Source organism: Variovorax sp. dw_954, from assembly GCF_018449755.1.
In the GTDB taxonomy this organism is placed as follows: domain Bacteria; phylum Pseudomonadota; class Gammaproteobacteria; order Burkholderiales; family Burkholderiaceae_C; genus Variovorax.
The window spans coordinates 13,176-39,438 of sequence record NZ_JAAVVD010000020.1 but is presented as its reverse complement, the minus strand read 5'-3'; the positions used below and the strand labels follow the sequence as shown (position 1 = coordinate 39,438).

General features: G+C 66.5%; 19 protein-coding genes. 10 read left to right on the top strand and 9 right to left on the bottom strand.

Translation table 11 applies throughout. The features are described 5' to 3' along the window. Nucleotides 1-5: 5 nt before the first annotated feature. Complete coding sequence (locus HB681_RS26280; RefSeq protein WP_213957912.1) at nucleotides 6-773, top strand: crotonase/enoyl-CoA hydratase family protein; 768 nt, start codon at nucleotides 6-8, stop codon at nucleotides 771-773. A 110-nt stretch (nucleotides 774-883) separates the two neighbouring features. Here HB681_RS26280 and HB681_RS26275 read toward each other — a convergent pair whose 3' ends face one another. The 4 genes from HB681_RS26275 to HB681_RS26260 all read right to left on the bottom strand — a co-directional run bounded on the left by HB681_RS26275 (nucleotide 884) and on the right by HB681_RS26260 (nucleotide 7,807). Beyond that, nucleotides 884-2,560 carry a phospholipase D family protein gene (locus HB681_RS26275; protein ID WP_213957821.1) on the bottom strand — a complete coding sequence of 559 codons (1,677 nt, stop codon included), beginning with the start codon at nucleotides 2,558-2,560 and terminating at the stop codon, nucleotides 884-886. 189 nt (nucleotides 2,561-2,749) lie between these two features. Continuing rightward, nucleotides 2,750-4,138 carry a carotenoid oxygenase family protein gene (locus HB681_RS26270; RefSeq protein ID WP_213957820.1) on the bottom strand — a complete coding sequence of 463 codons (1,389 nt, stop codon included), beginning with the start codon at nucleotides 4,136-4,138 and terminating at the stop codon, nucleotides 2,750-2,752. Continuing rightward, nucleotides 4,135-5,160: an alpha/beta hydrolase gene (locus HB681_RS26265; RefSeq protein WP_213957819.1), complete on the bottom strand. Its 1,026-nt coding sequence runs from the start codon at nucleotides 5,158-5,160 to the stop codon at nucleotides 4,135-4,137. The genes HB681_RS26270 and HB681_RS26265 overlap by 4 nt, the downstream gene beginning before the upstream one ends. A 115-nt stretch (nucleotides 5,161-5,275) precedes the next feature. Beyond that, nucleotides 5,276-7,807, bottom strand: coding sequence for a tetratricopeptide repeat protein (locus HB681_RS26260; protein WP_213957818.1), 2,532 nt, complete (start codon nucleotides 7,805-7,807; stop codon nucleotides 5,276-5,278). 157 nt (nucleotides 7,808-7,964) lie between these two features. Here HB681_RS26260 and HB681_RS26255 point away from each other — a divergent pair, with 157 nt between their 5' ends. From HB681_RS26255 to HB681_RS26235, 5 genes are all read left to right on the top strand, one after another. Beyond that, a complete protein-coding gene (locus HB681_RS26255) occupies nucleotides 7,965-8,723 on the top strand; it encodes a response regulator transcription factor (protein WP_213957817.1) in 759 nt (252 codons plus the stop codon). A 145-nt stretch (nucleotides 8,724-8,868) separates the two neighbouring features. After that, nucleotides 8,869-9,090, top strand: a complete 222-nt coding sequence (locus HB681_RS26250) for a hypothetical protein (RefSeq protein WP_213957816.1) — start codon at nucleotides 8,869-8,871, stop codon at nucleotides 9,088-9,090. A 56-nt stretch (nucleotides 9,091-9,146) separates the two neighbouring features. Then, nucleotides 9,147-9,908, top strand: coding sequence for a response regulator transcription factor (locus HB681_RS26245; RefSeq protein ID WP_213957815.1), 762 nt, complete (start codon nucleotides 9,147-9,149; stop codon nucleotides 9,906-9,908). Between the two features lie 36 nt (nucleotides 9,909-9,944). After that, a complete protein-coding gene (locus HB681_RS26240; RefSeq protein WP_345944749.1) occupies nucleotides 9,945-10,349 on the top strand; it encodes a cupin domain-containing protein in 405 nt (134 codons plus the stop codon). A gap of 12 nt (nucleotides 10,350-10,361) precedes the next feature. Next, nucleotides 10,362-10,820 carry a carboxymuconolactone decarboxylase family protein gene (locus tag HB681_RS26235; RefSeq protein WP_213957814.1) on the top strand — a complete coding sequence of 153 codons (459 nt, stop codon included), beginning with the start codon at nucleotides 10,362-10,364 and terminating at the stop codon, nucleotides 10,818-10,820. Between the two features lie 50 nt (nucleotides 10,821-10,870). On the opposite strand, the gene HB681_RS26230 is transcribed toward HB681_RS26235, so the two are convergent. The 4 genes from HB681_RS26230 to HB681_RS26215 all read right to left on the bottom strand — a co-directional run bounded on the left by HB681_RS26230 (nucleotide 10,871) and on the right by HB681_RS26215 (nucleotide 15,886). Then, the gene (locus HB681_RS26230) at nucleotides 10,871-11,674 is read right to left on the bottom strand and encodes an alpha/beta fold hydrolase (protein WP_213957813.1); all 804 of its coding nucleotides are present in this window, start codon (nucleotides 11,672-11,674) and stop codon (nucleotides 10,871-10,873) included. A 104-nt stretch (nucleotides 11,675-11,778) separates the two neighbouring features. Beyond that, complete coding sequence (locus tag HB681_RS26225) at nucleotides 11,779-13,194, bottom strand: TolC family protein (protein WP_213957812.1); 1,416 nt, start codon at nucleotides 13,192-13,194, stop codon at nucleotides 11,779-11,781. Next, nucleotides 13,191-14,777 (bottom strand): MFS transporter, encoded by a 1,587-nt coding sequence (locus tag HB681_RS26220; protein WP_213957811.1) that lies wholly within the window; start codon nucleotides 14,775-14,777, stop codon nucleotides 13,191-13,193. The genes HB681_RS26225 and HB681_RS26220 overlap by 4 nt, the downstream gene beginning before the upstream one ends. Continuing rightward, entirely contained in the window at nucleotides 14,774-15,886 is a 1,113-nt protein-coding gene (locus tag HB681_RS26215) for an HlyD family secretion protein (protein ID WP_213957810.1), read from the bottom strand. The genes HB681_RS26220 and HB681_RS26215 overlap by 4 nt, the downstream gene beginning before the upstream one ends. Nucleotides 15,887-16,102: 216 nt before the next feature. Between HB681_RS26215 and HB681_RS26210 the strand changes: the two genes are divergently transcribed. The 3 genes from HB681_RS26210 to HB681_RS26200 all read left to right on the top strand — a co-directional run bounded on the left by HB681_RS26210 (nucleotide 16,103) and on the right by HB681_RS26200 (nucleotide 24,843). Then, complete coding sequence (locus tag HB681_RS26210) at nucleotides 16,103-17,146, top strand: catalase family peroxidase (RefSeq protein WP_213957809.1); 1,044 nt, start codon at nucleotides 16,103-16,105, stop codon at nucleotides 17,144-17,146. A gap of 123 nt (nucleotides 17,147-17,269) precedes the next feature. After that, nucleotides 17,270-24,085, top strand: a complete 6,816-nt coding sequence (locus tag HB681_RS26205) for a PAS domain-containing protein (protein WP_213957808.1) — start codon at nucleotides 17,270-17,272, stop codon at nucleotides 24,083-24,085. A gap of 14 nt (nucleotides 24,086-24,099) precedes the next feature. Further along, nucleotides 24,100-24,843 carry a response regulator gene (locus tag HB681_RS26200; RefSeq protein ID WP_213957807.1) on the top strand — a complete coding sequence of 248 codons (744 nt, stop codon included), beginning with the start codon at nucleotides 24,100-24,102 and terminating at the stop codon, nucleotides 24,841-24,843. A 13-nt stretch (nucleotides 24,844-24,856) separates the two neighbouring features. Here HB681_RS26200 and HB681_RS26195 read toward each other — a convergent pair whose 3' ends face one another. Beyond that, complete coding sequence (locus HB681_RS26195; protein WP_213957806.1) at nucleotides 24,857-25,213, bottom strand: hypothetical protein; 357 nt, start codon at nucleotides 25,211-25,213, stop codon at nucleotides 24,857-24,859. Nucleotides 25,214-25,446: 233 nt separating this feature from the next. Here HB681_RS26195 and HB681_RS26190 point away from each other — a divergent pair, with 233 nt between their 5' ends. Beyond that, nucleotides 25,447-26,232, top strand: coding sequence for an AraC family transcriptional regulator (locus tag HB681_RS26190; RefSeq protein WP_213957805.1), 786 nt, complete (start codon nucleotides 25,447-25,449; stop codon nucleotides 26,230-26,232). Nucleotides 26,233-26,263: the final 31 nt, after the last annotated feature.

Genomic DNA, 26,263 nt, shown 5'->3' with positions numbered 1-26,263 from the left:
GCGACTTGCAGGAACCCGTTCTCGTCCGCATCGAAGGCCACGTGATGGTGGTCACGATCAACCGTCCGCAGGTGCGCAACGCGATCAGCCTGGCCGTGGCGCAAGCCCTTGCCGCGGCGATGGCCGAACTCGATGCCAACCCGGCATTGCACGTGGGCATCATCACCGGCGCCGGCGGCAACTTCTGCGCGGGCATGGACCTCAAGGCCTTTGCGTTCGAAGGCGTCGAGCCCGTGATCGAGGGCAGGGGATTCGCCGGCCTTTGTGAAGCGCCGCCGAGGAAGCCCTTGATCGCGGCTGTCGAAGGGCATGCCGTCGCGGGGGGCTTCGAGATCGCGCTGGCCTGCGATCTGATCGTGGCCAGCCGCTCGGCGAGCTTCGGCTTGCCGGAGGTCAAGCGTGGACTGGTCGCGTCCGCGGGCGGCTTGATGCGCCTGCCGCATCGGATTCACATCGGCCTGGCGATGGAGATGGCGCTCACCGGCGATCCGATCACTGCGGCGCAGGCGCAAGGCTGGGGGCTGGTGAATCGGCTCGTCGAGCCGGGCGATGCGCTGCGGGATGCTTTGACACTGGCTGCGCGCATCGATGCCAATGCGCCGCTGTCGGTGGCGGCGAGCAAGCGGATCATCCAGGGCTCGAGGACCTGGAGCGACGACGAGATGTTCGAGCGGCAGCGCAGCGTGGCGCAGGTCGTGAACAAGTCGGCCGATGCGCGGGAAGGTGCGGCGGCGTTTGCGGAGAAGCGTGCGGCGGTCTGGCAAGGGCGTTGAAACCAGATTCGTGATCGCTGGGGCAGTTCGGGCCGCTGCGGGAGCCGTCGAGTGCTGCTTGATTCCGAGCGCCCGCACCTATGCGCCCGTCGTGCAACGAGCACGGCCGATCACAGTTCCTTCTCGGGAATGAACGGCCCGATCAGGCTCAACCAGAAACGCTGCCAGGTGGTTGTCTCGGGCGGTTGGTCGTGGACGATCTGCGTGCCGTCGTCCCCTTCCTCCAGCCATTCGACGTTCCGTCCATCGGCGCTCAAGCGCAGTTCGTAGGAGCTGCTGGCGTCGCCGAAACTGTCCAGCTGCCGTGCCATCTCCGGGCTGTCGATGATCAGTCCAAGCTCGGTGTTCAGCTTCGCCGAGCGCTGGTCGAGGTTCATCGAACCCAGGAAAACCTGCTGGTGGTCGACGATGGCGTTCTTCATGTGCAAGGCGCCCGTGCGGTGACCGAAGATGCCGAGCTTGTGGCGCTTGACGCTGAGCGAAGGGCTCAGTTCCCACACCCTCACGCCTGCCTTCAGCAGCGCCTTGATGTGCGCCTCGTAACCCACGTAGACCCACGCTTCATCGGTCGACGCGAGCGAATTGGTGATGAGTTCGACACCGATGCCTTCCTGCGTGGCCCTGGCGAGGCTCGCCACCCCGCTGTCGGTCGGCACGAAGTAGGGCGACACCATCTTGATGTTGCTGTGCGCGGTCCTGAACCAGTTGATGACCGCTTCGGTCACCGTGCCCCTGATCGAGTCCTGCGCATCGTTGAGTCCTTCGGTCTTCGTGACCGGATCGAACACGACACGGGCATTCGCCCAGATCAACGGGCTCAGGCGCCCGGCCGCAAGCTCGAATGGCAGGTTCAACATGGGAACAAGATCCAGCGGCAACGCGCTCGGCTCGCCGCCTGTGGGATCGAGCGGTCTGCCGTTGGCCGGAATCTCGCTTGCCCGCGGTGGTGTGGCGTTCGCGGTGCTGCGCTCGAACGCCTGCTGCAGTTGGGCTGGCGTGGCGTCGCTGTGCGCGATGCCCTGCACCGGAAACACGACCTCGCTGTTCCAGTACGCGTCGAATGCATGGGACAGGTCTCGCACCAGCGGACCGGCGACGAAGGTGTCCATGTCGATGAAGTTGCTGCCCGCGGCGTTCATCACATACTCGTCGGCCATGTTGCGCCCGCCCGCCACGGCGGCGACGTTGTCTGCAATGAAGAGCTTGTTGTGCATGCGCCGGTTCACGCGGCTGAAGTCGAAGCCGGAGCGGACAAAGCGCGTTGCGTCGTGGCCGCGGCCGGCGGGAAAGGGGTTGAACAGGCGCACCTCGACATTCGGATAGCTGGCGAGGCCCAGCAGCAGTTCGTCTTCCCCCACCGTGTACAGGTCGTCGATCAGCACGCGGACGCGCACACCCCTGGCGGCCGCGTCGCGCAGCGCGCGCATCAGCGCGCGGCCCGTGTTGTCTCCCTGCAGCAGGTAGTACTGGACGTCGAGGCTTCGGGTCGCCACCTTGGTGAGTTCGATGCGTGTCGCGAACGAGTTGGGCCCGTAGGGCAGCAAGCGGAAGCCGGATCGGCCATCGCCTGGCAGCGCCTTCTGCGTGACTGCCGCGAGTGGCGTCTGTCCGTAGTCGTCGATGGCGGAAGTCGCAGCGGGGCGCGGGATCGATGGCAGGCCCGCACACGCCGTGAGCAGCAGGGCAATGCCAAGCAGCAATGCCGTGCGCGCCCCGCGCACCAGCCGCCGGGTGCGGGCGGGGTGCGTGAGTTGCGTGAGTTGCGGGGAGTCGGCGTTCGATGTCATGAGGGCCATCAAGCTGTGCATACCCAGCTTCCATCCTCATCTTATCGATGCGAGATATGCGGCACGCGAGCAGCAGGGACGCCTTCATGTGTCCACGCTTCGGGCACCGCGACCCACGTCAGGATGCCCGCCACGACAGCGGCCGCTCGAACGACGGCCGAAATGAGGCAGACCCGCCCGCCTGAACACTCACTCGACGACGGTCACCTTGTCGGGCGCCCAGCCCCCGTGGAAGCCGAAGGGCACGCGAACGGGCAAGCGGATCGTCGCGACCGGCTCGCCGGCGAAGTCCTGGGCATCCAGGATGACCACGTCGCTGAGGTCGCGCTTCGGGTCGTAGACATAGGACAGCACCCAGCCTTCGTCCTCGGCGGCGGCGCCCGGCTTGCGAACGAAGACCGGCTCGGAGGTCATCATGCCCGCGCCGTAGTCATGCACCTCGGTCGTCCCGCGCGTCATGTCGTGCTTCATCGCAGGGCCGAAGGCCACGTCGTCGCCCCAGAAGGCGGTGTAGGCGTAGCGATAGGGCAGCCCGGCATGGCGCCCGTTGATCCGCGGGAACTCGATGCCGCGGTCGTCGATCACGGTCTCGCTCACACGGCCGGAGGGGCGGTGGAAGGTCCAGCGAACCAGGACGGGTGCGCCTTCGTTGGGCCCGTTCTGGTCGGTGAGGAACATCCGCTCGTGTCGTGCCAGGTCGACGATGGTGAGATCGCCTTCGTCGTAGGCATTGACGAAGTGGAAGGCGAAGCAACGCGGCACCTCGAACCACTGGATGGCAGACACATCGCCGTCGCGTGGCAGGAGTCCGATGCGCGAGGCCCGGCGCTCGTCCCAGAGCCACGGGAAGTCGGTGTGGGACAACTCGGGTTGAAAGGTCACCGGGAAGTCGGGCACGACGATGAAGCCCTGCGTGAACGCCATGTCGTGGATCAGCGGGATGTGCGGCAGGTCGATGCGCGCCTTCGTTGTGGCACGCCCGTCGCCATCGACCGAGATGTAGCGGATCGGCTGGAAGGGTTCGTAGGCCAGGGCGTGGTGCACGCCCGCGACCGGATCGAACTTCGGGTGGCCGGTGAAGCCTGCTTCGAGCGTGCCGTCGAAGTCGGTGCGCCGCACGCTCGTCAGTTCGTAGTCGAGCTCGACCGGGATGCTGCCCGCCTCGACGACCGCGCACAGCTTGCCGCCGACGTTCATGAGGCTGGTGTTGACGTTGCCGTCGCGCGTGCCTTCGCCAGGCCCCGGGATCGGCTTGCGGCTCAGGACCCTGGCGGCATCCCGGTCCAGGACGAAGCGACTTCGGAACCAATCCGCCTCGCCGCCGTGCAGGCGCAAGCCGTGCGCCATGCCCGAGCCCGCGAACCAGTGATGGCGCACGAGCTGCACACGGTCCAGCTCGTCGATCGGATTGGGGCCGATGCGCAGGAAGCGTCCGTTCAGTTCCTCGGGGACTCGGCCGATCACCTCCAGGTCGAAGGCCGTGACCTCGCTCTTGAGGGGCGCGAAGTTGCCGGCGACGTAGGGCGCGCCGGTGCTGTTCGCCGAAGGGATCTTCTCTGCCGACATGGACTGGTTCATGATGAACTCCTTGGTGTGTGGGTGGAGCTCGCGAAGGCCAGCAGGTCCGCGTTGAGCTTGGTCCGGTCGGTGTCGCCCAGGGCATGCGAGCCACCCGGATAGATCTTCAGCACCGAGCCCCGGACCAGCTTGGCCGACAGCAGTGCGGACGCGGCGATCGGCACGATCTGGTCGTCGTCGCCGTGGATGATCAAGGTCGGCACGTCGATCTTCTTCAGGTCCTCGGTGAAGTCGGTCTCCGAGAAGGCCTTGATGCAGTCGTAGGCGTTCTTGTGGCCCGTCATCATTCCCTGCGCCCACCAGGCCTGGATCATTCCCTGCGACACCTTCACGGCCGGACGGTTGAAGCCGAAGAAGGGGCCGCTGGCGATCTCGAGGAAGAACTGCGACCGGTCGGCCAGGTAGGACTTGCGGAAGTTGTCGAAGACCTCCATCGGCAGGCCGCCGGGATAGGCCGCGGTCTTCACCATGATCGGCGGCACCGCGCCCATCAGCACCACACTCGCGACGCGGCCGTTGCCGTGCCGCCCGACGTAGCGCGTCACCTCGCCGCCGCCGGTGGAGTGGCCGATCATGGTCACGTTCTTCGCATCCAGCGCAGTGAAGAGCTCGTTCAGGTCGTCGGCATAGGTGTCCATGTTGTTGCCGTTCCAGGGCTGGCTGGAGCGGCCATGGCCGCGCCGGTCGTGCGCGATGCAGCGGAAGCCGTTCGATGCCAGGTGGAACATCTGCGACTCCCAGGCGTCCGAATTCAGCGGCCAGCCGTGGCTGAAGCTGACGACGGGGCCCGATCCCCAGTCCTTGAAGTAGAGCTGGGTGCCGTCCCTGGTGGTGAAGGTGCTCATGGTTCGCCTTTCGCTGTGGAGGTTGGGGTTGGGCTGTGCGCCCGGCCGGGGCGCGGCAGATGGATCGGCGGCGGCAGCCACCAGCGGGAAGCCGAGCGTCGCTGCGGCCGCCGCCCCGCCGACGAGCAGTTGGCGGCGGGTGGTCGGCAGGTCCGGCGTGAAGTCAGGGTCGTTCATGGTCGATCTCCATGGAGGGTCGGATAGCGTGCCGGGCGGCGCGTCACACCGCATCGGAAAGAGGTCCAGTCCGGTCCTCGTACCTTTTGGCGAGTCCGGCTTGCCGGGGACGCGATCAGAGCGTCAGCGCATGCCGCAGCGCTTCGTCCACGGTCCACGACCGCCCTGTGTTCCACGCGAGGTCGAACGCAGCATCGTCCGCGAGGGCGTTGCGCGCGCTGGCCATCATGCGGCCGCGCCGCGCACGCTCCGGCGTGGACATCGGCGCCCCGATCTCCTCGCGCAGCCGCTGCACGCAACCCCACAGGCGCGCCGCGCAGTCCGCGCCCGCGAACGCTGGCGCGAGGCCGGCAAAGGCATCCAGCCACGTCGCATGGGACAGGGCGTCGCCGGTCGGTACGAGATCCAGCGCTTCGATGAGCCGGGCTCGGGCCGCAGCGATGTCGCCGCGATCGTGAGCGACGGTCGACAGCCCGACAAGTGTCTTGGCCATGCCGGGCCGGTCCCCGAGTTCGCGGTGCCCCTTCAGCGCTTCCAGCAGCAGGGACTCGGCTGCATCGAGCGCACCCTGCGCATGGCGTACCTCGCCCAGCACCGACAGCGCCACCGCCGCCCGCCAGGCCCCGATGTCGCGGCTGACGGCAACGCATTCCTCGAGCAGTGCCTGCGCCGCGGCATAGTCGCCCGCGTTATAGGCAACCGCGCCCAGGCAGTGCAGGCCCATGGAGATGCTGCGCCGATCGCCGATCTCGCGTGCGATGGCCAGGGCGTCTTCGTAGAGCCCGCGCGCGGCCGCAGGCTCGCCCCGCGCATCGGCGATGCTCCCGAGGCTGATGAGCGAGCGGACGTTTCCCCGGCGATTGCCCAGCCGGCTCCAGATGGCGAGTGCTGCCCGATGGCGCCGCTCCGCCACTGCGTAGTCGCCCTGAAGGTAGGCCAGCGATCCGGCCGCATGGAACGCGCTGGCGTGCGCTTCCCCTCGCTCGGTGTCGGGTGCGATGGCCAGGAGCCGGGCGATCCAGCCGCGCCCTTCGCCGTAGTGGCCGCGCATTCTCCAGAACCAGTGCAACTGCCCTGCGAGCGCGAGCCCTTTCGTGGATCGCGCGGGCGAGGTTTCGCACCATGCGAGCGCGGCGCGTACGTTGTCGTGCTCTTGGTCGAGTTGCAGCAGCTTGGCCTGGAGTTCGGAATCGGTTTGCAGCGGGTCGAGCAGCCTGCCCGCCATCGCCAGGAAGTACTCGACGTGGCGATCGCGCAGCGGCTCGTCCTCGCCGCTCTCGCGCAGCCGGTCCCGCGCGTAGTGGCGCACGGTCTCGAGCAGGCCGAAGCGCGATTCGTCGCCCTGCATGTCGATCGTGACGAGGTTCTTGTCGACGAGGGAGGCAAGGCGCTCCAGCACTTCGGCGCGATCGATGTCACCGCCGCTGCAGACGGCTTCGGCCGCCTGCAGCGTCCAGCCGCCGGCAAACACCGACGCTCGCCGAAGCGCCACCTTCTCGGCCGCGCCCAGCAGTTCGTGGCTCCAGTCGATCAGGGAGCGCAGCGTGCGGTGGCGCGGCAGCGCCGTGCGAGACCCGCCGGTGAGCATGCCGAAGCGGTCGTCCAGGCGATGGCTCAACGCCTGCAGCGACATCACGCGCACCTGCGGTGCAACCAGTTCGATGGCCAGCGCGATGCCGTCCAGGCGCCGGCAGATCGACGCCAGGGCCGCGGCGTTCTTCGCCGCCACCTCGAAGTCCGGTCGCTGCAGCCGCGCGCGATCGATGAACAGGCGTGCGGCCTCGCAAGACAGGACGTCCTCGCTTGTCGCGTCAGATTGCGCCTGCGGGACGGACAGGGATGGCACGCGGTAGGTGAGTTCGCCCTCGATGCCCAGGCGCTCCCGACTCGTGACGAGGAGGGTGAGCCCGGCGCAGCGCCGCAGCAGGGTGTCGGCGAGCCGCGCACATGCCTCGAGCAGATGCTCCGCGTTGTCCAGCAACAGCAGCAACTGCCGCGACGCCAACCACTCGGCCACCGTCTCCATGAGGTCCTTGCCGGATTGCTCAGTGATGCCGAGGGCCTTGGCCATCGCCTGGGCCACCAGCGACGGGTCGCCCAGCGGGGCCAGCTCGACGAACCAGACGCCATCCGGATACCGCTCCAGCATCGAGGCGGCAACTTGCAACGCCAGCCGCGTCTTGCCGCAGCCGCCCGCACCGCCGAGCGTGAGCAGCCGCGTTGTGGCCAGCCACTGCCTGACCTCCGCGATCTCCCGCTCTCGGCCGATGAAGCTCGTCAGGGGCTGGGGCAGGTTGTGCCTTGGCTGCGAGGCGCGCGCGGGCGCGGCGGTGTCGCGGAGGACGTCGAAGTTGAAGCGGTAGCCGCGCCCGGAGACCGTGGTGATCGCTTCGGGCCCCAGCACCTTGCGCAGTGCCGAGACATGCGCCTGCAGCGTGTTGTCCTCGACGACCACCTTGCCCCAGACCTGGGCCAGCAGTTCGTCCTTGCTGACCAGGTGCCCGGCGCGCTCGACCAGTGCGGCCAGCAGATCGAGGGCATGCGGGCCGAGATGGACTGCCTGGCCGCTCGCGAGCAGGCGGCGCTCGTCCGGCTGGAGCTCGAAGCGCTCAAACCGGTAGCGGACCCATTGAGCTGGAGCGGTCATTAAAGCGATGCCAGGCGCTTGTGCGAAAGCGAGTCTACGCCGCCACCCCAAGACATCAGGAAATCTTCAGGCCGGCGCCAATGACATCGGCCGTGGAAAAAGCGAAGCTCTCGTCTGGCGCGTTCGAACGCTGCCTGCTGCCCCTGTGGAGATAACGATGAACCACGTTGCGCCTCGCCCCTCGACCATCCTTGTCATGCACCCTGACCCGCTGCTCCGCGCAGGACTCGTGGCATCCCTGCGCCAGTTCTCGGCCTTCGAGACCTTCGTCGATGAAGGCGATGCCGTGGCTGCAGGCCGACCCCGCATCGACGTTGTCGTCACCGACTATGACAACGCCATGCGCCTTGCCGTCTCCTTCGGGGAGCTGTCGGGGGCAAGGATCCTCGTGCTCACGACCAATGATTGCGAGGTGGACATCCGACGCGCGATCGAGGCGGGCATCCATGGCTACATCGTCCTGGGCGGCCCGCTGGACGAGCTGATCGAGGGCGCGACTTCGGTGGCCGCCGGCCGCCGCTACGTCTCCCGCTCCGTCGCGCAGCGCGTGGTCGACAGCCTGACGCATGCGTCCCTGACGTCGCGCGAGATCGAGGTCCTTCGCCTCGTCGCGAGCGGCGATTCCAACAAGGCGATCGCCAGGGATCTCGAGATCAAGGCGGGAACGGTCAAGTCACATATGACGGCGATCATGAGCAAGCTCGGTGCGAGTTCGCGCACCCATGCCGCCACCATCGCAGCCACGCGCGGCCTCGTGCGGCAGCGGGACTGGACGAGTAAACCGCGGGGCCAGCGGCGTGTAGGCGCGCTCGCGGCCTGCATGAGCTTGCCCCCCGACCTTCTCGAAGCCCTGGCAGGACCGCTCTCCTGGTGCGCGGTTGCCCTGGACGGTTGCACGGCGCTCTGCGCACGCTGACGACGCGCTTGCAGAGTCGCCGCCAATCCGAACTCAACCCAGCGATAGCGCCGACATCCTCGGCAGCGTCCGCTCCCCCGATTTCTGCAGATGTTCGCGGAGAGGCGCGGGGCGGTCTGGCAAGGGCGTTGAAGCTGGGGCCTTGATGCTTCATTGCGCGCGATCCGGCCATGAGGAAAATTTCCAGATTGGCGACGACATGCGAGCTGCGCTCCAGCGGTACCGGGCGGCTTTCGACGCCAACGACTTCGCGGCCAGGCACGCGATCTGCGCCGTCACCGAGGCGATGTCGATTGGCCATTTGTCAGACCTGACCCGTCGCCAGCGCACGGTCATGCCGGTTTCCTACAAGCTGCGCTCGGACTGAGCAGGCGCGAAATCCTGCCAGCGCCTAAGGTGGGACCCATACCTCAGGAGCGCCCAATGACCGATTTCCTGGCCAAGTCCTCGGTGGTGAGCTCGAACGCACTGTTCCCGGATGCGAGCAACGAGTCGCTGACCGACAGATATTCATCCGACTTCTTCGATCCGCCCGCCGCGCCCCGATCGACTGTCGCAGCGCCCGCCACGCGGATCGTCATCGGCATGCCCTCGCCGACACTGGTGTGCGGACTGAGGTCGCTGCTGCTGCTGTCGGGCATCGCCACCTTGACAGGATCATCGACTTCCATCGAAGGCTTCCTGGCCTGCTGCTCCCGGGATGGTGCGGCCGTCGCGCTTGTCGATCCCGCGCTGGGCAACATGCCGATGCGCGACTTCATGAAATCGATCCGACTGGCGGCGCCGAAACTGCGTGTCATCCTGATGACTGATCTGCATCAGCCCCACGTGGTTCGAGAAGCGATCAGAGCGGGCGCCGGCGCGATCATCGAGAGAACGGCCGATGCCCGCGAGATCCATGCGGCGGTATCGGCAGTCGCGCAAGGCAGCCGATACATCGCGCCAACGATCGCGGTCCAACTGGCGGAAGCGCTCACGCTGATGGACCTGACGAACCGCGAGACCGAGGTGCTTGCCCTGCTGTCGCAGGGCGAGTGCAACAAGAACATCGCGCGAGGCTTGGGTGTGACGGTCGGCACTGCAAAGAGCCATGTGCGGGCGATCATGAACAAGCTTGGCGCGCGCTCGCGGACCGAGGCCGTGCACAAGGCGTATCGCCTCGGCATGGTCTGCCTGGACCATTGACCAGGCCTCGCCTTTTCGACATCTCAGGAGAAGCTCGTGAAGCTATTGATTCACTTCGCTGCACTCGCCTGCGCCTTCGGCTGCATGGCGGCATCCGCTGCGCCGCCCTCGGAAAACGTGACGCCGCTGCTTGGCCAGCCGATCGCCAATCTCCCCGGCAAGACGTTCACTTCCGCGGTCGTCGAATTCCCTCCCGGCGCGAAGGCCGGACCGCATCGGCATGGCGAAGCGTTCGTGTACGCCTATGTGCTCTCGGGCAACGTACGCAGCCAGCTCGAAGACGCGCCGGCGAAGGTCTATCGCGCCGGAGAGAACTGGTACGAGGCGCCTGGCGCTCATCACGTGCTGACGGAGAACGCCAGCCGCACGAAACCGGCGCGCCTTCTGGTGGTGTTCGTCGGCCCGACCGGCGCGCCGCTCAAGGTTCCAGACCCTCGCTGAAAGGAGATTCCCATGACCCAACGCCTCGATCACCTCGCCTTGACGCCTGAAGGAATGCGCGGGCTCAACGGCCTCTACCACCACGTCGTCACCAAGTCTGGCCTGCCGCAGATGTTGATCGACCTGGTCTATCTGCGCGCGTCGCAGATCAATGGCTGCGCCTATTGCATCGCCATGCATTCACGGGATTTGTTGAAGGCCGAGATGCCGGTTCAGAAGCTGATGCTGCTGTCGACGTGGCGCGAAGCGGCCGGGCTGTTCGATGCGAGGGAGCAGGCCGCGTTGCGCTGGGCCGAGGCCGTGACGCTGATCTCGGAACAGGGCGCGCCCGATGCCGACTACGAAGCGGCGATGGCCCAGTTCTCGCCGAAGGAACTGGTCGAGCTGACCCTCGCGATCGGCGTCATCAACGCCTACAACCGCATGGCGATCAGCTTTCGTCGCACGCCGGAGGGCGTGCCCGCGTCATGACAGCGCATCTCGCCGTTCGCATCGAATGATCGGCGGCGGCAGGGCATGCCTCACATCCCGTGTGCCTTCAGCCACGCGATGCAGGCCGCCGCGACATCGTGCCAGCCAAGGTCGATGGTCAGCGAATGGCCCCGGCCTTCGAACTGCCTGAGTTCGGTGACAGCCGTCGAGTCACGGTATTGGCGGAAGGTGGCCTGGGTCGTGACGTCGGGCACCGTGTGATCCGCCGTGCCGGAGATCAGGAGCAGCGGACCGCGCGAGTCGTTGCGCGTATCGACCTTGGCTGGCGAATGAAGCGTGAAATTCGCCAGCGCCACTTCGAACAGCCCGCGCGCCGGAGACGGGATGCTCCACCTTTCGTGGAGGGCATCGGACTCCTGCTCGCTCAGGGCGTTGCCGAATCCGTAGCGAAACTCGCTCGTTGTCAGCGACACCGCGCGGTGCTTGTTGAATGGATTGCCAAGCGCCGGCAGGGCAGACCGCAACTGCGCGAGCGGCAGGGGCAGCACACCCTTGATCTGCGCCGGGTCGATCGCGATCGCGGCTCGCCCGACGCCCTGGCCGAGCAGCTTTTCCGCGATCAGGCCGCCGAACGAATGGCCGACCAGGATCGGCGGCGCGGGCAGCGCGTCGACGATCTGGCCGAAGTGCGCGACGAGGTCGTCGATGCCGCGGTCGGCGACAGCTTCGGGCGACTCGCGCGAGGCGGCCACCGTCGCGGGTTCGCCGGGCCAACCCGGCGCCGTCGACGCATAGCCGGCCTCGTCGAACAGCCGAAGCCACGGCTCCCAACTGCTCGCGTGCAGCCAGAGGCCATGAATGAAGACGACGGGCGTGCGGGTGTCGGTGCTCATGTCGATTTCCTTGGGGTCTGGTATGGGCAGGGGAGGGCTCCACTGTCGCGGTGCGACGGACATTTCACAACGATTTCCCTTCTGAACGCCAGTGAGCCGCCGCGTCAGCGCCAGCCGCCGCCAAGCGCCTTGAACAGGCTGACCTGGCTGTCGATGATCCGGGTGTCGGCGGCAGCCAGCACGGCGCGCGCTACGAGCAGGGTCTGCTCGACGGTGAGCAGGTCGAGCTGGCTCAGGGCCCCTTCCCGGCGTCTGATTCCCGACAGGCGATAGGCGTCCGCTGCGTGCGTCTCGGCATCGGCGAGCGACGCACGGCGCTGCGTCTCGGCGTTGCATGCGGTGATGGCCTGCTCGACTTCCTTCAGCGCCCGCAGCACGGTGCCGTCGAAGTTCGCCAGCGCGGCCGCAGCCGCCGCATCGCTTTGGGCAATGCGCGCGCGGGCGACGGCCTGGTCCGGAAAGCTCCACGAAATCAACGGCCCGATGGCGAAGCTGACGGCATTCGAGCTTCTCAGCACCTCGTTGTTCGCAAAGCCGAGGCTCGCACCAAGGCTCACGCGCGGGTAGAGCGCCGCCGTCGCGACGCCGATGCGCGTGGTGGCCGCAGCCAGGCGACGCTCGGCCTGGCGAACATCGGGCCGACGCGCCAGCAGTGCGGCGCCGTCCCCTGTCGACAGTGGCATCGGCAGGCGCGCTGTCGTGCTTCCCTGCGCGACTTCGAACGGCGCCTCGGCGGGCACCCGTCCGAGCAGCGCCGCAAGTTCGAACAACGCGGCCTGACGCCGCCCCTCGAAGGCGGGCAATTGCGAACGGGCCTGGTCGGCCAGCACGCGCACGCGGGCGACATCGAAATCGGATGCTGCGCCCTCGGCGGCCTGGCGCGCGACGATCGCCAGCGCCTGTTCCGCGATCGCGACCGATCGCTGTGCGACGTCGAGCTCACGGCCGGCGCTGCGCACCGTCTGATAGGCGCGCGTGGTCTCCGCCGCGACCGCCACGCGTGCCACGTCACGCATCGCCGCGGTCGCCTCCACATCGAAGCTGGACGCAGCGATCGAACCCGCGACACGGCCGTAGAGATCGATTTCGTAGCCGACATCGATCCCGCCGAGCAGGGTCGTCAGGTTCTCGGCATGGCCCTTGAAGGCGGCGGCGATCGAATTCGCGATCAGGTTGCGGCCATAGACGGCGCCCGAAGTCAGCGTGGTGGTCGGATAGCGTCCGGCGCGGGCCTCCTGCCACACGGCCTGCGCGAGCGCCAGGTTGGCCGCAGCGACGGCCAGGTCGGTGTTCCGGTCCAGGGCTTCGGTCACGAGGCGGGCAAGGGCGTCGTCGTCGTAGAGGCGCCACCAGGCATCGGGTGCCTCGCTGGCCGCCTCGGCATCGGGCAATGCGCTCACGAAGGCGCCAGCGGACCTGGCGGGCAACGGCGGCTGCCTGAATTCCGGTCCCAGCGTGCAGCCCGAGATCGCGGCCATCGAGGCCATCGCGACGATCGCGATCGGTCGACGGGCCTTCACGTTCCGCCCCCGCGCCAGCGCAGGACATGCGGCGAGGCCGGCCCCTTGGGTGGCGCATCGAGTGCGAGCAGCAGCCAGAACGCGAGCGCCGTGCTGGCCGCGATGAGCCCGAATCCCTCGATGCAGGCCTGGAGGTTGGCCTGCGTGCGCACCGCCTGCGCGAGCAGTGCCGCCGATCTTGCCAATGCCGCACCCGCGCCTTGAGGTGCAACACCAAGGCCCGCGCCGATGCCCTGCAAGCGCGCCAGCGTGCCGACCACGCCGGCCTGGACATGATTGCCGAAGACATGCGATGCCAGTTGCTCGCTGGTCCGCACGAAGGTCACGGCAAACGCGAAGCCGACCTCGGCGCCGAACAGGCGGGCGATCTGGATCATCACGCTGAAGGTCGGAATGTCGGGCGGCTTCAGGTTCAGCACGCCGATGAAGATCGCGGCGCTGATGGCGCAGGTCTGTCCGAGGGCCTGGAGCAACTGGGTCGGCAGGAAGTCGGCGCTCGACCAAGAGGCCGTCAGGCCGTTGGACGTGATGGCGCAGGCGCTGCCGATCATCGCGATGCCGGTGAAGGCGACCCAGCGCGGATCGACATGGCGCAGCAGCAGCACGGCCAGCGGGACCGCGACCAACTGCGGCAGCGCGAGCCAGAGCAGTACGGCGCCGACCTCGGGCGGACGGAAGCCGCGCACGGCGGTCAGGAACTGCGGCACCAGGAAGCCGGTGCCCAGCGATGCGAAGCGGACCTCGATCACCAGCAGCAGCAGGATCGGGAGGTAGCCTCGCGTGAGCAGCCTCACGTCGATCCAGGGCTGTGGCGTGATCGACTCGTGCACGAAGAAGGCGACCACCAGCGAGCTGCCGCCCACCAGCAGCGCGACGACCAGGCCCGACGCCAGCCAGTCGAGACGATTGCCCTGGTCCAGCGCGGCATAGAGCAGCCCGAAGCCGAGCGAGGCGGAGGCCATGCCGAACCAGTCCGCGTCCCGCGCGGCCTTGCGATCCACCGGTTCGCGCGGCATGCCGAAGTGCACGCAGAAAGCCATCGCGACCGCAAGCGGCAGGTTCTGCCAGAAGATCCACTGCCACGAGAGGCGGTCGACGTAGAAGCCCTCGACCGATGCCGCGATGTTCAGCGAGGCCTCGATGTTGAGCGCATAGAGCGCGATGCCGAGTGCCCAGTAGCGCGGCGGCAGGTTGCGCAACACGAACATGATGGTCAGCGGCATGAAGCAGCCCGAGCCGAGGCCACCGATGAACTGGAGCGCGAGCAGGGGAGCGATACCGCGGCTGAAGGGCGCGAGTGCCGAGGCGGTCGCGAACACCACGCAACCGGCCAGCAGCACCCGCCGCGGGCCGAACACGGTCGCAGCCCAGACCGCCAGCGGCGCGACCATCATCTGCGCGGCCGTCTGCGCCGTCGTGAGCCATGCCGCATCGTCGAAGCCCAGGCCCATTGCACCGCGGATGTCGGCGAGGCCGAAGGTCGACAGCCGGCCGTTGAGCGTCGAGACGAAGGCGCCGAGCAGCACCGCGCCCAGGCCCAGCAGGGGCGGCGCCTGCGGACGCGACGCGGCTGCCGGTGTCATTCGTCGGTCCTGACGGAAGCCACGACCGACAGCCCGGGACGCAGCAACTCGGCGAGCGAACCCTGGTCGTCGAGCGCGATCTTCACGCCCACGCGCTGGACGACCTTGGTGAAGTTGCCGCTCGCGTTGTCGGGCGGCAGCAGCGCGAACTGGGAGCCGGTGCCCGGTGCGAAGCCGATCACATGCCCCGCCAGGCGCGAGCCGGGGAACGCATCGACGGCGATCTCGCAGGGCTGGCCGATGCGCATGCGGCGGATCTGCGTTTCCTTGAAATTCGCGAGCACCCACAGGCGGGGCAACGCGGCCAGCACCGCCACCTGCTGCCCGGTCGAGACGTACTGGCCGACGCGCACCTGGCGCTGCCCCACCACGCCATCGTCAGGCGCGACGATGCGCGTGTAGCCGAGATTGAGGGCAGCGATTTCCCGGTTGGCACGGGCGGCCGACAGGGCCGCGTCCGCCTGCTTGCGCTGCGCCGCCAGCACGTCGAGCTGGCGCTCGGCGGCCGTCGACTGGGCGCGTGACTGTTCGAGCTGCGCGGTGCTCTGCCGCTCGCTGGTATCGGCGGTCTCGCGCGACTGCTCGGTGCCGGCGCCATCGCTGGCGAGCCGGCGCTGGCGCGAAGCCTCGCGCTGGTTGCGCGCAAGCACGGCCTGCGCGTTCGCGATCACCGCCTGGGCGGCTCGCACGTTGGCATGCTGGAGATCGACCAGTGCACTGTTGTTGGCGAGTGCCGCCAACGCCGCGGCCACGTTGGCATCCTGCTGCGCGAGCTGGGCGCGGTAGTCGTCGGGCGCCAGGGCCACCAGCAACTGGCCGCGCCGCACGGCCGCGAAGTCGCCGGCCGGCGCTTCCAGCACGTAGCCCGAGACCTTGGCGCCGAGGGGCGTGATATCGGTCTGGAGAAAGGCATCGTCGGTCGTCTGGTGCAGCCTGCCGCCGGTCCATGCGTCCCAGCGTTGCGCGATCATGAACACCAGCAGCACCAGCGCGACGAGCAAGGCCATGCGGGCGAGGGTGCGCCACGTGCGCGCGACCGGTGCGGGCGGCGTGATCGACGCGACCGGCGGTGGGGCCGGTGCGGGCGGAAGCGAAGGGGCGTCGGGCATGGAGATGACTGTGACGCTGGCCGCAAGGTCCTGCGTCCCGCGCGAGGTCCATGAAAGGCTGCGTCGAAAGACGGAGATTCGCTGGCGCGGCGTCGGTGTCGCCAATGCCTTTGCACGGATTCGTCCAATGGCCCTCGCTTTGTGAAAGACGCTCCGGATGGCGCCGATGAAGATGGGCAGGCACCACCACTGAACTCACCACCAGGAGCTCCGACCATGCGCAACCAGGACGACTACTTCGACAAGCTGAACCTTCGTGCGGCACAACTCGGCGTTGCCACCGCAATGACCATCGCCGGCGTGGTGGGAGCGGTCACGCCCGTCCACGCGGACGCTGCGCCGGAGGCGGTTGTCCCGAACCAATCGCCGAAGGACCTCGTCGACGCGCTGCACAGCGCGTTCGGCGAACACCACGCCCGCGCCGTGCATGCCAAGGGCGTCATCCTGAAGGGGACCTTCGTTGCGGATCCCCACGCCAAGTCGCTGTCGAAGGCGCCGATCTTTGCGGGCGGCGGCCCCTTGCCGCTGACCGTCCGCTTCTCCGATTTCACAGGCATCCCGGACATTCCCGACACCATTCCCGAAGCCAATCCGCGTGGCTTCGCCGTCAAGATCAAGGCCCGGGACGCGGAGGAATTCGACGTCGTGACCCACAGCTTCAACGGTTTTCCCTCACCGACGAGCGACGAGTTCGCGGCCCTGCTGCGCAGCATCGGCGCCAGCGGTCCGGAAGCGGCGCATCCGACGCCGGTGGAGCGATTCCTGGCCGATCATCCTGTCGCCAAGACCTTCCTGACCACGCAGAAGCCGCCGCCGGTTTCCTACGCGACGGCCGCCTACTTCGGCGTGAACGCCCTCAAGTACACCAACGCCGAGGGGAAGGCGGTCTATGTCCGCTATCGCTTCGTGCCAAGGGCCGGTGAGCACTACCTGTCGGCAGACGAGTTGAAGGCGAAGGGACCGGGCTATCTTCGCGAAGAGATTTCCCAACGCGTCGCGAAAGGTCCGATCGTCTTCGACTGGTTTGCCCAGATCTCGGGTGCCGGCGACAAGATCGACGACCCCTCCATCGCCTGGCCCGATGACCGGAAACTCACCAGGCTCGGCACGCTCACCATCGACGCGCTGGCGGACGATGAGGCCACCGACAAGAAGACGCTCTTTCTCCCGGGCTCGGTGCACGCGGGGATCGAAGCGGCGGATCCGATGCTGACGCTCCGGACCCAGGCCTACCCCATATCGTTTGGCGGCCGGCAGTAGCGGTCGGGAGGGCCACTCGCCGACACGCTGCTTCGGCATCCGTTTGTGTCAGCTGACATCGGCTTTCCGAAGATTCCATCGCTGACCATACACACCATCGGCGAATGCGCGTCCAATTCGTGCATGGACGAACCCGCCATCGATTACGCGGCCGACATTGCAAGCGGTCCCGCTTCGATGTCCGTGATGAAACTGCACGACGATGGCGAAACGCTGCTGATGCGTCACACCTTCGATGCCGGCCGGACCGAACTGTCGCGGCGTCCCCGCGCCCATCTCAGCCTGGCGGGGCGCCAGCGCCTGCAGCATGAGTTTGCATTGCGCAACCGGCTGCAAACGTCCTGGGCGGCGGTTCCGCTGGAACTGGATGCCACCGCGGAGCGTCCGGCCTTGAGGACGACGGACCCTGGAGGCGTGCTTCTCGAGCACGTCATCGGGCAGCCCTGGGACATCGACCAGTTCCTGCGCGTGGCGGTTGGAATCGCGGAAGCGATTCGCAGAACACATGATGCCGGGCTCGTTCACAAGGACGTTCGGCCCAGCAATGTCTTCGTGGACCTGTCGAGCGGTCGTGCCTGGCTCAGCGGATTCGCGAACGCCTCGGCCGCGCAGGCGACGGCGCCAGTGATTCCGGGGCAAGGCCTCGCCACCTCGGCCCTGTCCCACGCGTCCCCCGAAATCGGCGGGCGAATCAACCGCCGTGTCGATTCCCGCAGCGACTTGTATTCGTTCGGCGTCCTGCTCTATCAGTTGCTGACGGGTCGACTGCCTTTCGTCACCGCTGACGCTCGCGAACTGATCCATGCGCACCTTGCCAAGCCGCCTGCGCCGCCATCGGAAATCGTGGCGGGCGTGCCGCCTGTCCTGGAGCGCATCGTCCTGAAGCTCTTGTCCAAGGCCGCCGAAGACCGGTATCAGACCGCAGTGGGGTTGGAAGCAGATCTGCGCTTGTCGTTGTACGCCTGGCGCGCGCACCGGCACATTGAACCCTTTGCGCTGGCGTCATCGGAAACCGCGGGTCGATTGCGGGTGCCGGACCGCCTCTACGGACGCGAGCGTGAAGTCGAGTCGCTGCACAACGCGCTCGCGCAAGTGGCCTCGCAAGACCGGATCAGGATCGTGCTGTTGTCCGGCTTTTCGGGCATTGGCAAGTCGGCCGTCGTCGCCGAGTTTCAGCGTTCGCTGCCCGGCGGCAGCGGCTTCTTCGCTTCCGGAAAGGCCGATCAATACCAGTCCGGCGTCCCTCATGCCACGCTGGCCCAGGCACTGCAATCCCTTGTGCGCCCGTTGCTCACCTTGCCCGAGACCGAGCGCGAGGGCTGGCGACAACGCCTGCAGGAGGCGGTGCTTGGCAACGGCCGAATCATCGCGAACATGGCGCCTGAGCTGGTCGAACTTCTCGGCCCTCAACAAGCGCTGCAGGAGTTGTCGACGCGTGACCATCAAGTCCAGTTTCAAACCACGCTCAGCCGGTTTCTCAAGGTCTTCGGTTCGGAGCCCTCGCCGTTGGTGCTCTTTCTGGACGACCTGCAATGGACGGACCGCGCGACGCTGGATTCGATCGAACACGTCCTCCTCGCCGAATCGAATCTGAAGCTGCTGCTCGTATGTGCCTACAGGAGCAACGAGGCCGAGTCGAACCATCCACTGCGTGACTGGCTGGGAAGATTGCGAAGCCGGATCGCGGACGTCGAGGAAATCTTCCTCGAGCCGTTGCTGGCCGGAGAGATCTCCAGGCTGGTCGGCGACACCCTTGCGTGTGCGCCGCAGGCTTGTGCGGAAGTCGCTCAGCTGGTGTATCGGGCCAGCGCCGGAAACCCCTTCTTTGCCACGCAGTTCATCAGCGGACTGTCGGATGAAGGCCTGTTCCAGCAAAGAGGCGATTCCGGCGAGTGGACCTGGGACATGACACGGCTTCGCGGCCACTCCCATCAGGCGGATTTGCCGGCGCTGATGATCGAGAGAATCCGCAAGCTGCCGCCGACGACGCGAAAGACGCTCAAGGCCTTCGCGTGCCTGGGCGTCCGCAGTTCAACGGCGACGCTGGCGCACGTTGTCGGACTTGTGGAGGACGATCTGCATTCGGCGCTGTGGCCCGCGGTCATGGGCGGGCTGTGCCTGAGATCGCAGGGCGACTATCGATTCCTCCACGACCGTTTTCAAGAGGCCGCCTACGCGATGATCCCGGACGATCAACGTGCGGCGGCACACCTCGAGATCGCCCGCCGACTCCGCGGGATGTCGTCACCGGCCTTCGACGCCGTCCGCGATCCGGGCGGCTTCGATCTCGTGGGACAGTTCAACCTCGCCGCCACCGCATTGGGATCGCAGGAAGAACGCGACGCCGTTGCCGGGTTGAACCTGAAGGCAGCGCAGCACGCACTGACGGCAACGGCCCATGCCGCGGCCCGGGGCTTTGCACAGGCAGGAATCGATCTCCTTGGACCGGATGGCCATGCGCGACAGCGACGCATCAGCTTCGAACTCGAATTGACTCGCGCGGAAAGCGACTTCCTCGCGGGACTCATCGAGCCCTCCGAACGCGCGTTGCACCGCCTCATGGAATTGGCATGCACGCCCTTGGAAAGCGCGGCCGTCGGTCGGCGCCTGATCGAGCTCTATGTCGTGGGCTCCCGCCATGCAGAGGCCGTCGAGCAGGCCGTGACCTGCTTGCGGCTCTTCGGCATCGACATCGAGGCGCACCCCCCGGACGCGGAAGTGGACCGCGCATTCGCCGAGGCGATGGCGTTGCTCGCGGAACGTCCCATCGAATCGCTGGTCGACCTGCCGGTTTCCGTGGATCCCGCCGTTGCAGCAGCCATGAACGTGTTGGGCGAGATATTCTCCGTCGCTTATTTCACCGATCTGTCGCTGGTGGTCGTGCATCTCTGTCGAATGGTGCGGCTCACGCTCCAGCATGGGTTGACGCCTGCATCCGCGCACGGATTCGCCTGGTTCGGCGTCATGATGGGCCAGCACTTCGGCCGCTACCTCGAGGGGCATCGATTCGCGACGCTGGCTCGAAGCATCGTCGACAAGCACGCATTCGCCGCGAGCGAGGCGAAGACGATCCTCGCCTTGCAGATCGCAAGCGTCTGGGCGAAGCCGCTGTCGATCGCGGTCGAGACGGGGCGCGCCGCCCACGCGGCTGGCATCAACCGGGGTGACGTTGCCGTCGCTTGCTGGGCCTGCAACCACACCGTCAACGACCTGCTGGTCCGAGGCGATCACCTCGACGACGTGGCGAGCGAGATCGACAGATCCCTCGACTTCGTCCGTCGCGCACGGTTCCGAGACATTGCCGACGAACTGGTGCATCAGCAGCGCTTTGTCGCGGCACTGCGCGGGCTTACCCCGGCGCTGGCGGAGTTCGACGGAGAGGGCTTTCAGGAAGCCGTGTTCGAGGCGCAGGTCGTCGAAGGGCGCCTGCCGACGATGTTGTTCTGGTACTGGGTCTTGAAAGGCCAGCTCCGGTTCATCGCCGGACGGTTTGACGAATCCCGCGACGCTCTTGAACGGGCGACGCCCTGGAAAGCCTCGGCCATCCAGAGCCAGTTGGTGAACTACCACCTCTACACGGCGCTTGCCGCTGCGGCCGGCGCGGGCGCCTTGTCCGAGGAGGACGCCGCGGACAGGCGCGCGACCGTCGTGATGCACCTTGAACGCCTGCGCGCCTGGCGCGCCTGCAACCCCGCGACCTTTGCGGACAAGAGCGAACTGGTGGAGGGCGAACTGGCGCGCTGCGAGGGCCGGTACCTGGATGCAGAGATTCACTTCGAGGAAGCTGTCCGCCTGGCGCGCGTCAATGGCTGTACCTGTGTTGAAGCACTGGCCAATGAAGTGGCGGCTGGATTTCATGCCGATCGGGGTCTGGTCACGATCGCGCACGCCTATCTGCGCCAGGCGCGCTACGCCTATCTCAGATGGGGCGCCATCGGCAAGGTGAAGCGACTCGAGCTCGGACATCCGTGGCTTTCCGCAGACGCGCTGCCTGAGGCGGACAGCGCGCCACACACGCTCGTCGAGCTGCTCGACTTCGAGACCGTCCAGGCCGTCTCGGAGGCGCTCTCCAGCGAGATCGAATCCGAGCACTTGATAGAAACCTTGCTGAAGGTCGCGCTCGAACACGCCGGAGCCCAGCGCGGATTGCTGTTCCTGCGCGGCATGGACGGGATGGAATTCGAGGCGCAGGCGGAGATCTTCGGCGACGGCGTCAAGGTCATGCGCCGCGGTGCGATGAGCCTGGAAGTGTCCCGGCCCACTTCCGTGCTGGAGCTCGTCGAGAAGAGCCTGGACACCGTGCTCCTCGATGATGCAGCGCATTCGGGCCAGCACTCCGGCGATCCCTATTTCCAACGACGTGGAACGCGTTCCGTCTTGTGCCTGCCATTGCTCAAGCAGGCGCGCCTCGCCGGAGTTCTCTACCTCGAAAACGACCTGATGACTGGCGCGTTCACACGCAAGCGCACCGCCGTGCTCAGGCTCGTCGCGGCGCAAGCGGCTGTCGCACTGGAGAATTCGCGGCTCTACCTCGATCTGAAACGAGAGAACCGCGATCGCCGGTTGGCCGAGGAGGGCGCCGAGCGCGCGGCCCGCGCCCAGCGCGAGAGCGAAGGGCGGTTCCGCGCCATGGCAGATGCCACGCCTGACGTGATCTGGATCACCGAAATGGATCCGGAACGCGTGCTGTATGCGAGTCCGAGCTTCGAACGAATCTGGGGCGTCGATCTGGCGGCACTCTACCGGGACCCGCAAGTGTGGCTGGACGGCATCCACGTCGATGACCGGGCGCGCGTGAAGATGGCATTTGGCAACTGGATCGAATCGGACGGCAGCACGGCGTGGGAGGTCGAGTTCCGGGTCGTTCAGCCCTGCGGCGCGATACGTTGGATCCACGAACGCGGCGTGTTCCTTCCTGACGAGGGTCAAGGATCGCGCCGGGTGAGCGGTATCGCGACGGACGTCACTGCGCAGCGCACGGCCGTGCTCGCATTGCAGCGGTCGGAAGACCGTCATGCGCTGGCCATGGAGGCTGCGCGCGACGGTCACTGGGATTGGATTGCCGAGACGGACGAGTTCTACGCGTCGCCGCGAATGCTCGAAATCTACGGCTTCCCCCCGGACACCCGTTTCAACGGAAGACAGGACTTTCTCGACCGCTTCCCGTTCCATCCGGAAGATCGCGCCAGGTGGCAGGCTGCCGTCGCCGAGCATTTCGCCAGCACAAGGTCTCGCCTCGAGATCGAGCTGAGATTGATACGCCATGGCGAGGTGCGATGGATTCACACCAACGGCTTGCTGTCTCGCGATGATCAAGGTCGACCCAGGCGCTACACAGGTTCCGTGGGCGACATCACGGAACGCAAGGCAGGCGAGGCTGCGTTGCGTGAATCGGAGCAGCGGTTCGCGCTTGCCACCGAAGGCTCGAATGACGGCCTCTGGGATTGGGACCTGGACACCCATCAGATGTTCCTGTCCCATCGGGCGCAACAGCTGTACGGGCTCGAGCCCGGCGCCTTGATACGGCCGCGACGCGACTGGGTCGCGACTGTCAGGCTGCATCCCGAGGACGTCGGCCACCAAGGCCAATTGATCGATGCGTATCTGAATGGATCGGTGCCGAGCTACGACGGCGAATGGCGGGTCCTGCACCCGGACGGCCTGTACAGGTGGGTGCGAATTCGCGGCGTCTGCTTGCGGGACCCCGAGGGTCGCGCAACGCGGATGGCGGGTTCGGTCAGCGACGTGGATGCGCGCCGGCGCACAGAAGCCGCCATGCAGCAGATGCAACGCCTCGAAGCTGTAGGCACGCTTGCGGGCGGCGTGGCGCACGACTTCAACAACATCCTGGCGGTGATCCTCGGCTTTGGCGAAGCCTCGATGAAGCACACGCGGCCCGGCAGCCGAATGCGCCGGGATCTGGAGCGCATCCTGTCTGCCGGCGAACGGGGGCGCGCATTGGTCGAACGCATCCTCGCGTTCAGCCGCAGCAGCGTCGGCGCGCGCATTGTCGTGAACATGGAAAGCGTCGTCGCGGAGTCGCTGGCGATGATCGAAGCGACGCGCCCTCCCAACGTGGGTCTGCACGCCCGGCTGGAATCGGGCCACGCGACGATGATCGGCGACCCCACGCAGGTGCACCAGGTGCTGATGAACCTGGCCACGAACGGCATGCAGGCGATGCCTTCTGGCGGATCGTTGCAGGTCGGGCTGACTTGCGAAAGCCTCGCGCAGGAGCGGATGGCGACGACAGGCCCGTTGCCCCCGGGCGAATACGTGGTGCTGTGCGTTCGTGACAGCGGCGCAGGCATTGACCCCGCCATACGAGACAAGATCTTCGACCCGTTCTTCACGACGAAGGACGTTGGCACGGGAACGGGTCTGGGCCTTTCCCTCGTGCATGGCATCGTGACCGAGCTGGGCGGCGCGATCGATGTATCGAGTGAATTGGAGGTTGGCAGCGCTTTCACGGTCTACGTCCCTCGCAGCGGTGAAACTGCTCCGGGTCAAAAGGAGGAAAAGGCGCTTCCGCTGGCGCGAGGAAAGAACGAACGGATCCTTGTCGTCGACGACGAAGAGTCCCTGGTGCAATTGAGCAGCAACATGCTGGCCGAGCTTGGCTATCGGCCCGCTGCGTTCACCTCCGCGGAGAAAGCGCTGGAGGTCTTCCGCCTCGATCCTGATTCGTTCGACGCTGTCATCACCGACTTGCGCATGCCGCACATGTCGGGCCTCATGTTGATCAGCGCGCTGCGCGGATTGCCTTCGGAGGTCCCGGTACTGCTGGTCAGCGGATTTCTTGCGGGGACGGCTGCCGATCAGGCGCGCGACGCGGGCGCCGACATCCTCTTGACCAAGCCGCTGTCACGGCGCGACCTTGCCCTTGCACTGTCAGAGGCCCTGGCGGACAAGCCGCATCGCGGGCAGGCAGCGCCATGACAGGAGAACGCGCGATGCAGGCTGTCGCCGTCTCGGCGCTCGCTCACGTGATGGCCGTGGATGACGATCCCTATGTGCTTGACCTGATCAGCAGCTACCTTGGCGATCACGATTTTCGCGTGAGTACGGCCGCCAACGAGCGCGAAATGTGCGAGGTAATGGCCCGGGATGCAGTCGACATCGTCGTGCTGGATCTACGGCTGGCGCGTGAAGACGGGCTGGAAATCGCGCGCCGCCTGCGCGAGCGGTCGAAGGTTCCCATCATCATCCTGACCGGTCGTCTCGAAGAGGCCGACCGCGTCATGGGCCTCGAATTGGGTGCTGACGATTACGTGACCAAGCCCTTCTCCCCGCGCGAGTTGCTCGCGCGGGTTCGGGCATTGCTGCGTCGCACCCGGATGCATGAGCGCGTGACCGATTCGCTTGCGAGCGTGCGAGCCTATCAATTCGACGGCTGGGAACTGAACATCCGCCTGCGGCGCCTGACCTCCCCGCTGAACAAGCCGGTGCCATTGAGCAACAGCGAGTTCAATCTTCTCGTGGCATTCCTGGCTGCCCCGCAGAAGGTGCTGGATCGCGAACAGCTTCTGGAGTTGTCACGGCTTCACAACGCCGAGGTCTTCGACAGGGCGATCGATGTGCAGGTTGGTCGACTGCGTCGAAAGATCGAGTCCGACCCCAAGGCGCCGACATTCATCGTCACCGAGCGAGGCAGGGGCTACGCGTTCAACGCGAACGTCGATGTCGTTCGAGGCTGACAACCGCGACGAGTCACTTCGCCAGCGACTGCCGAACTGCGGCAAGCAATTGGCGCTGAGTAAAGGGCTTCGGCAGCACGCCTTTGACGCCCAGTTCATCTGCAAGATCCACGGAGCCGCCCTGACCTGTGCGGAACCTTGCCGAGAGCAACAGGACAGGCACGCTGCGCCCGGGCTGAAACAGCTGGAGCAACAGCGGTTCCGCGGCGCGCGGGCTCGCGACGTCGGCGATGATGAGATCGACAGCGGCCATGCGCGCTGGCGTTGAAAAGGCTTCCACGAAGTACCCCGCATCGACCAGCCATTGCCGGACGAGCTCTCGCACCAGATCGTCTCCCTCGATCACCGCAATTCGGCCTGTCGCTTTCATGTCATCCATAGCCCTTTGACTGCCTCGCTGCATTGGACCCGACATGCGGGCGGTGCGCACTCATATTCGTCATGGTCCATATGTCAACCGACATGTTGGATGGCATCGCCTCGCGAATGTGGCGGCTCGAATGTGTCAATTGACAGACGCGGTGCGGAGGTCGGACATCGTGCGCGGGCAACGCCCTGTCAATCTACCGGCTCCTCATCCACATCTGATTTCGAGGGCTCCTCATGAACACATACTCTTCTGCCTCGGTCGGGCAGGTGCCCGTTGCCATGAACATCCTGGTGTCGCATTCCAACGCGCTCGTGGCCGCTGGCCTGGTGGCCACGATGCAGAGGATTCATGGATGCGATGTCCAGTTCAGCGCGGCCGGCGATGATCCGCATTTCGAAACCTCGCTTGAGAACGTCGACCTGCTGATTTCTGACTCGGATTCGCTGGTGCGCTCGGCCCGCACGCTCTCGATGCCCAAGATCGTGCTGCTGACGGCGACAGCCGAGTGCAAGTCGAGCGCGGCTCCTTTGCCGCCAGGCATCAGCGCATGCTTGCCGATGAACTGCGGCCAGGACGACTTGCTGAAAACGGTGTGCGGACTGATTGGTTCGGATCGCCCTGGGCTGCAAGACTCTCCGGCCGTGCGAGACCATGCGAGGATCGAGCCAACCACTGCGGCGCGCCCGCAAGGCGGCATCGCTCCGTCTGCATTACGGCGGGTGCGCGAGCACATCGAGAACCATCTTGGCGAGCACATCGAGGTAGGTCACCTCGCGACGCTCACCAGGTTGTCGGCCTGCCATTTCTCGCGCGCCTTCAAGCAAAGCGTGGGCATGCCGCCGCATCGATACGTGACTTCCCGCAGAGTCCTTGCGGCGGCGAAGCTGATCGAATCGACGGACAGACCCATGTCCGAGATCGCGCTGGAGCTCGGTTTTTCAGACCAGAGTCACTTCACCAGGGTATTTACTGCGCATATCGGCGAGTCTCCGCGCCGGTTCCGGCATCAGCATCGATGAGGTGCGTGGGGTCGATCGCAATCGGGCGGGT

What these genes read in the sequence shown, in the direction of transcription:
- HB681_RS26275 (WP_213957821.1), bottom strand. Translation starts at nt 2,560, where the DNA reads ATGACATCGAACGCCGACTCCCCGCAACTCACGCAACTCACGCACCCC.
- HB681_RS26270 (WP_213957820.1), bottom strand. Translation starts at nt 4,138, where the DNA reads ATGAACCAGTCCATGTCGGCAGAGAAGATCCCTTCGGCGAACAGCACC.
- HB681_RS26265 (WP_213957819.1), bottom strand. Translation starts at nt 5,160, where the DNA reads ATGAACGACCCTGACTTCACGCCGGACCTGCCGACCACCCGCCGCCAA.
- HB681_RS26260 (WP_213957818.1), bottom strand. Translation starts at nt 7,807, where the DNA reads ATGACCGCTCCAGCTCAATGGGTCCGCTACCGGTTTGAGCGCTTCGAG.
- HB681_RS26255 (WP_213957817.1), top strand. Translation starts at nt 7,965, where the DNA reads ATGAACCACGTTGCGCCTCGCCCCTCGACCATCCTTGTCATGCACCCT.
- HB681_RS26250 (WP_213957816.1), top strand. Translation starts at nt 8,869, where the DNA reads ATGCTTCATTGCGCGCGATCCGGCCATGAGGAAAATTTCCAGATTGGC.
- HB681_RS26245 (WP_213957815.1), top strand. Translation starts at nt 9,147, where the DNA reads ATGACCGATTTCCTGGCCAAGTCCTCGGTGGTGAGCTCGAACGCACTG.
- HB681_RS26235 (WP_213957814.1), top strand. Translation starts at nt 10,362, where the DNA reads ATGACCCAACGCCTCGATCACCTCGCCTTGACGCCTGAAGGAATGCGC.
- HB681_RS26230 (WP_213957813.1), bottom strand. Translation starts at nt 11,674, where the DNA reads ATGAGCACCGACACCCGCACGCCCGTCGTCTTCATTCATGGCCTCTGG.
- HB681_RS26220 (WP_213957811.1), bottom strand. Translation starts at nt 14,777, where the DNA reads ATGACACCGGCAGCCGCGTCGCGTCCGCAGGCGCCGCCCCTGCTGGGC.
- HB681_RS26215 (WP_213957810.1), bottom strand. Translation starts at nt 15,886, where the DNA reads ATGCCCGACGCCCCTTCGCTTCCGCCCGCACCGGCCCCACCGCCGGTC.
- HB681_RS26210 (WP_213957809.1), top strand. Translation starts at nt 16,103, where the DNA reads ATGCGCAACCAGGACGACTACTTCGACAAGCTGAACCTTCGTGCGGCA.
- HB681_RS26205 (WP_213957808.1), top strand. Translation starts at nt 17,270, where the DNA reads ATGGACGAACCCGCCATCGATTACGCGGCCGACATTGCAAGCGGTCCC.
- HB681_RS26200 (WP_213957807.1), top strand. Translation starts at nt 24,100, where the DNA reads ATGCAGGCTGTCGCCGTCTCGGCGCTCGCTCACGTGATGGCCGTGGAT.
- HB681_RS26195 (WP_213957806.1), bottom strand. Translation starts at nt 25,213, where the DNA reads ATGAAAGCGACAGGCCGAATTGCGGTGATCGAGGGAGACGATCTGGTG.
- HB681_RS26190 (WP_213957805.1), top strand. Translation starts at nt 25,447, where the DNA reads ATGAACACATACTCTTCTGCCTCGGTCGGGCAGGTGCCCGTTGCCATG.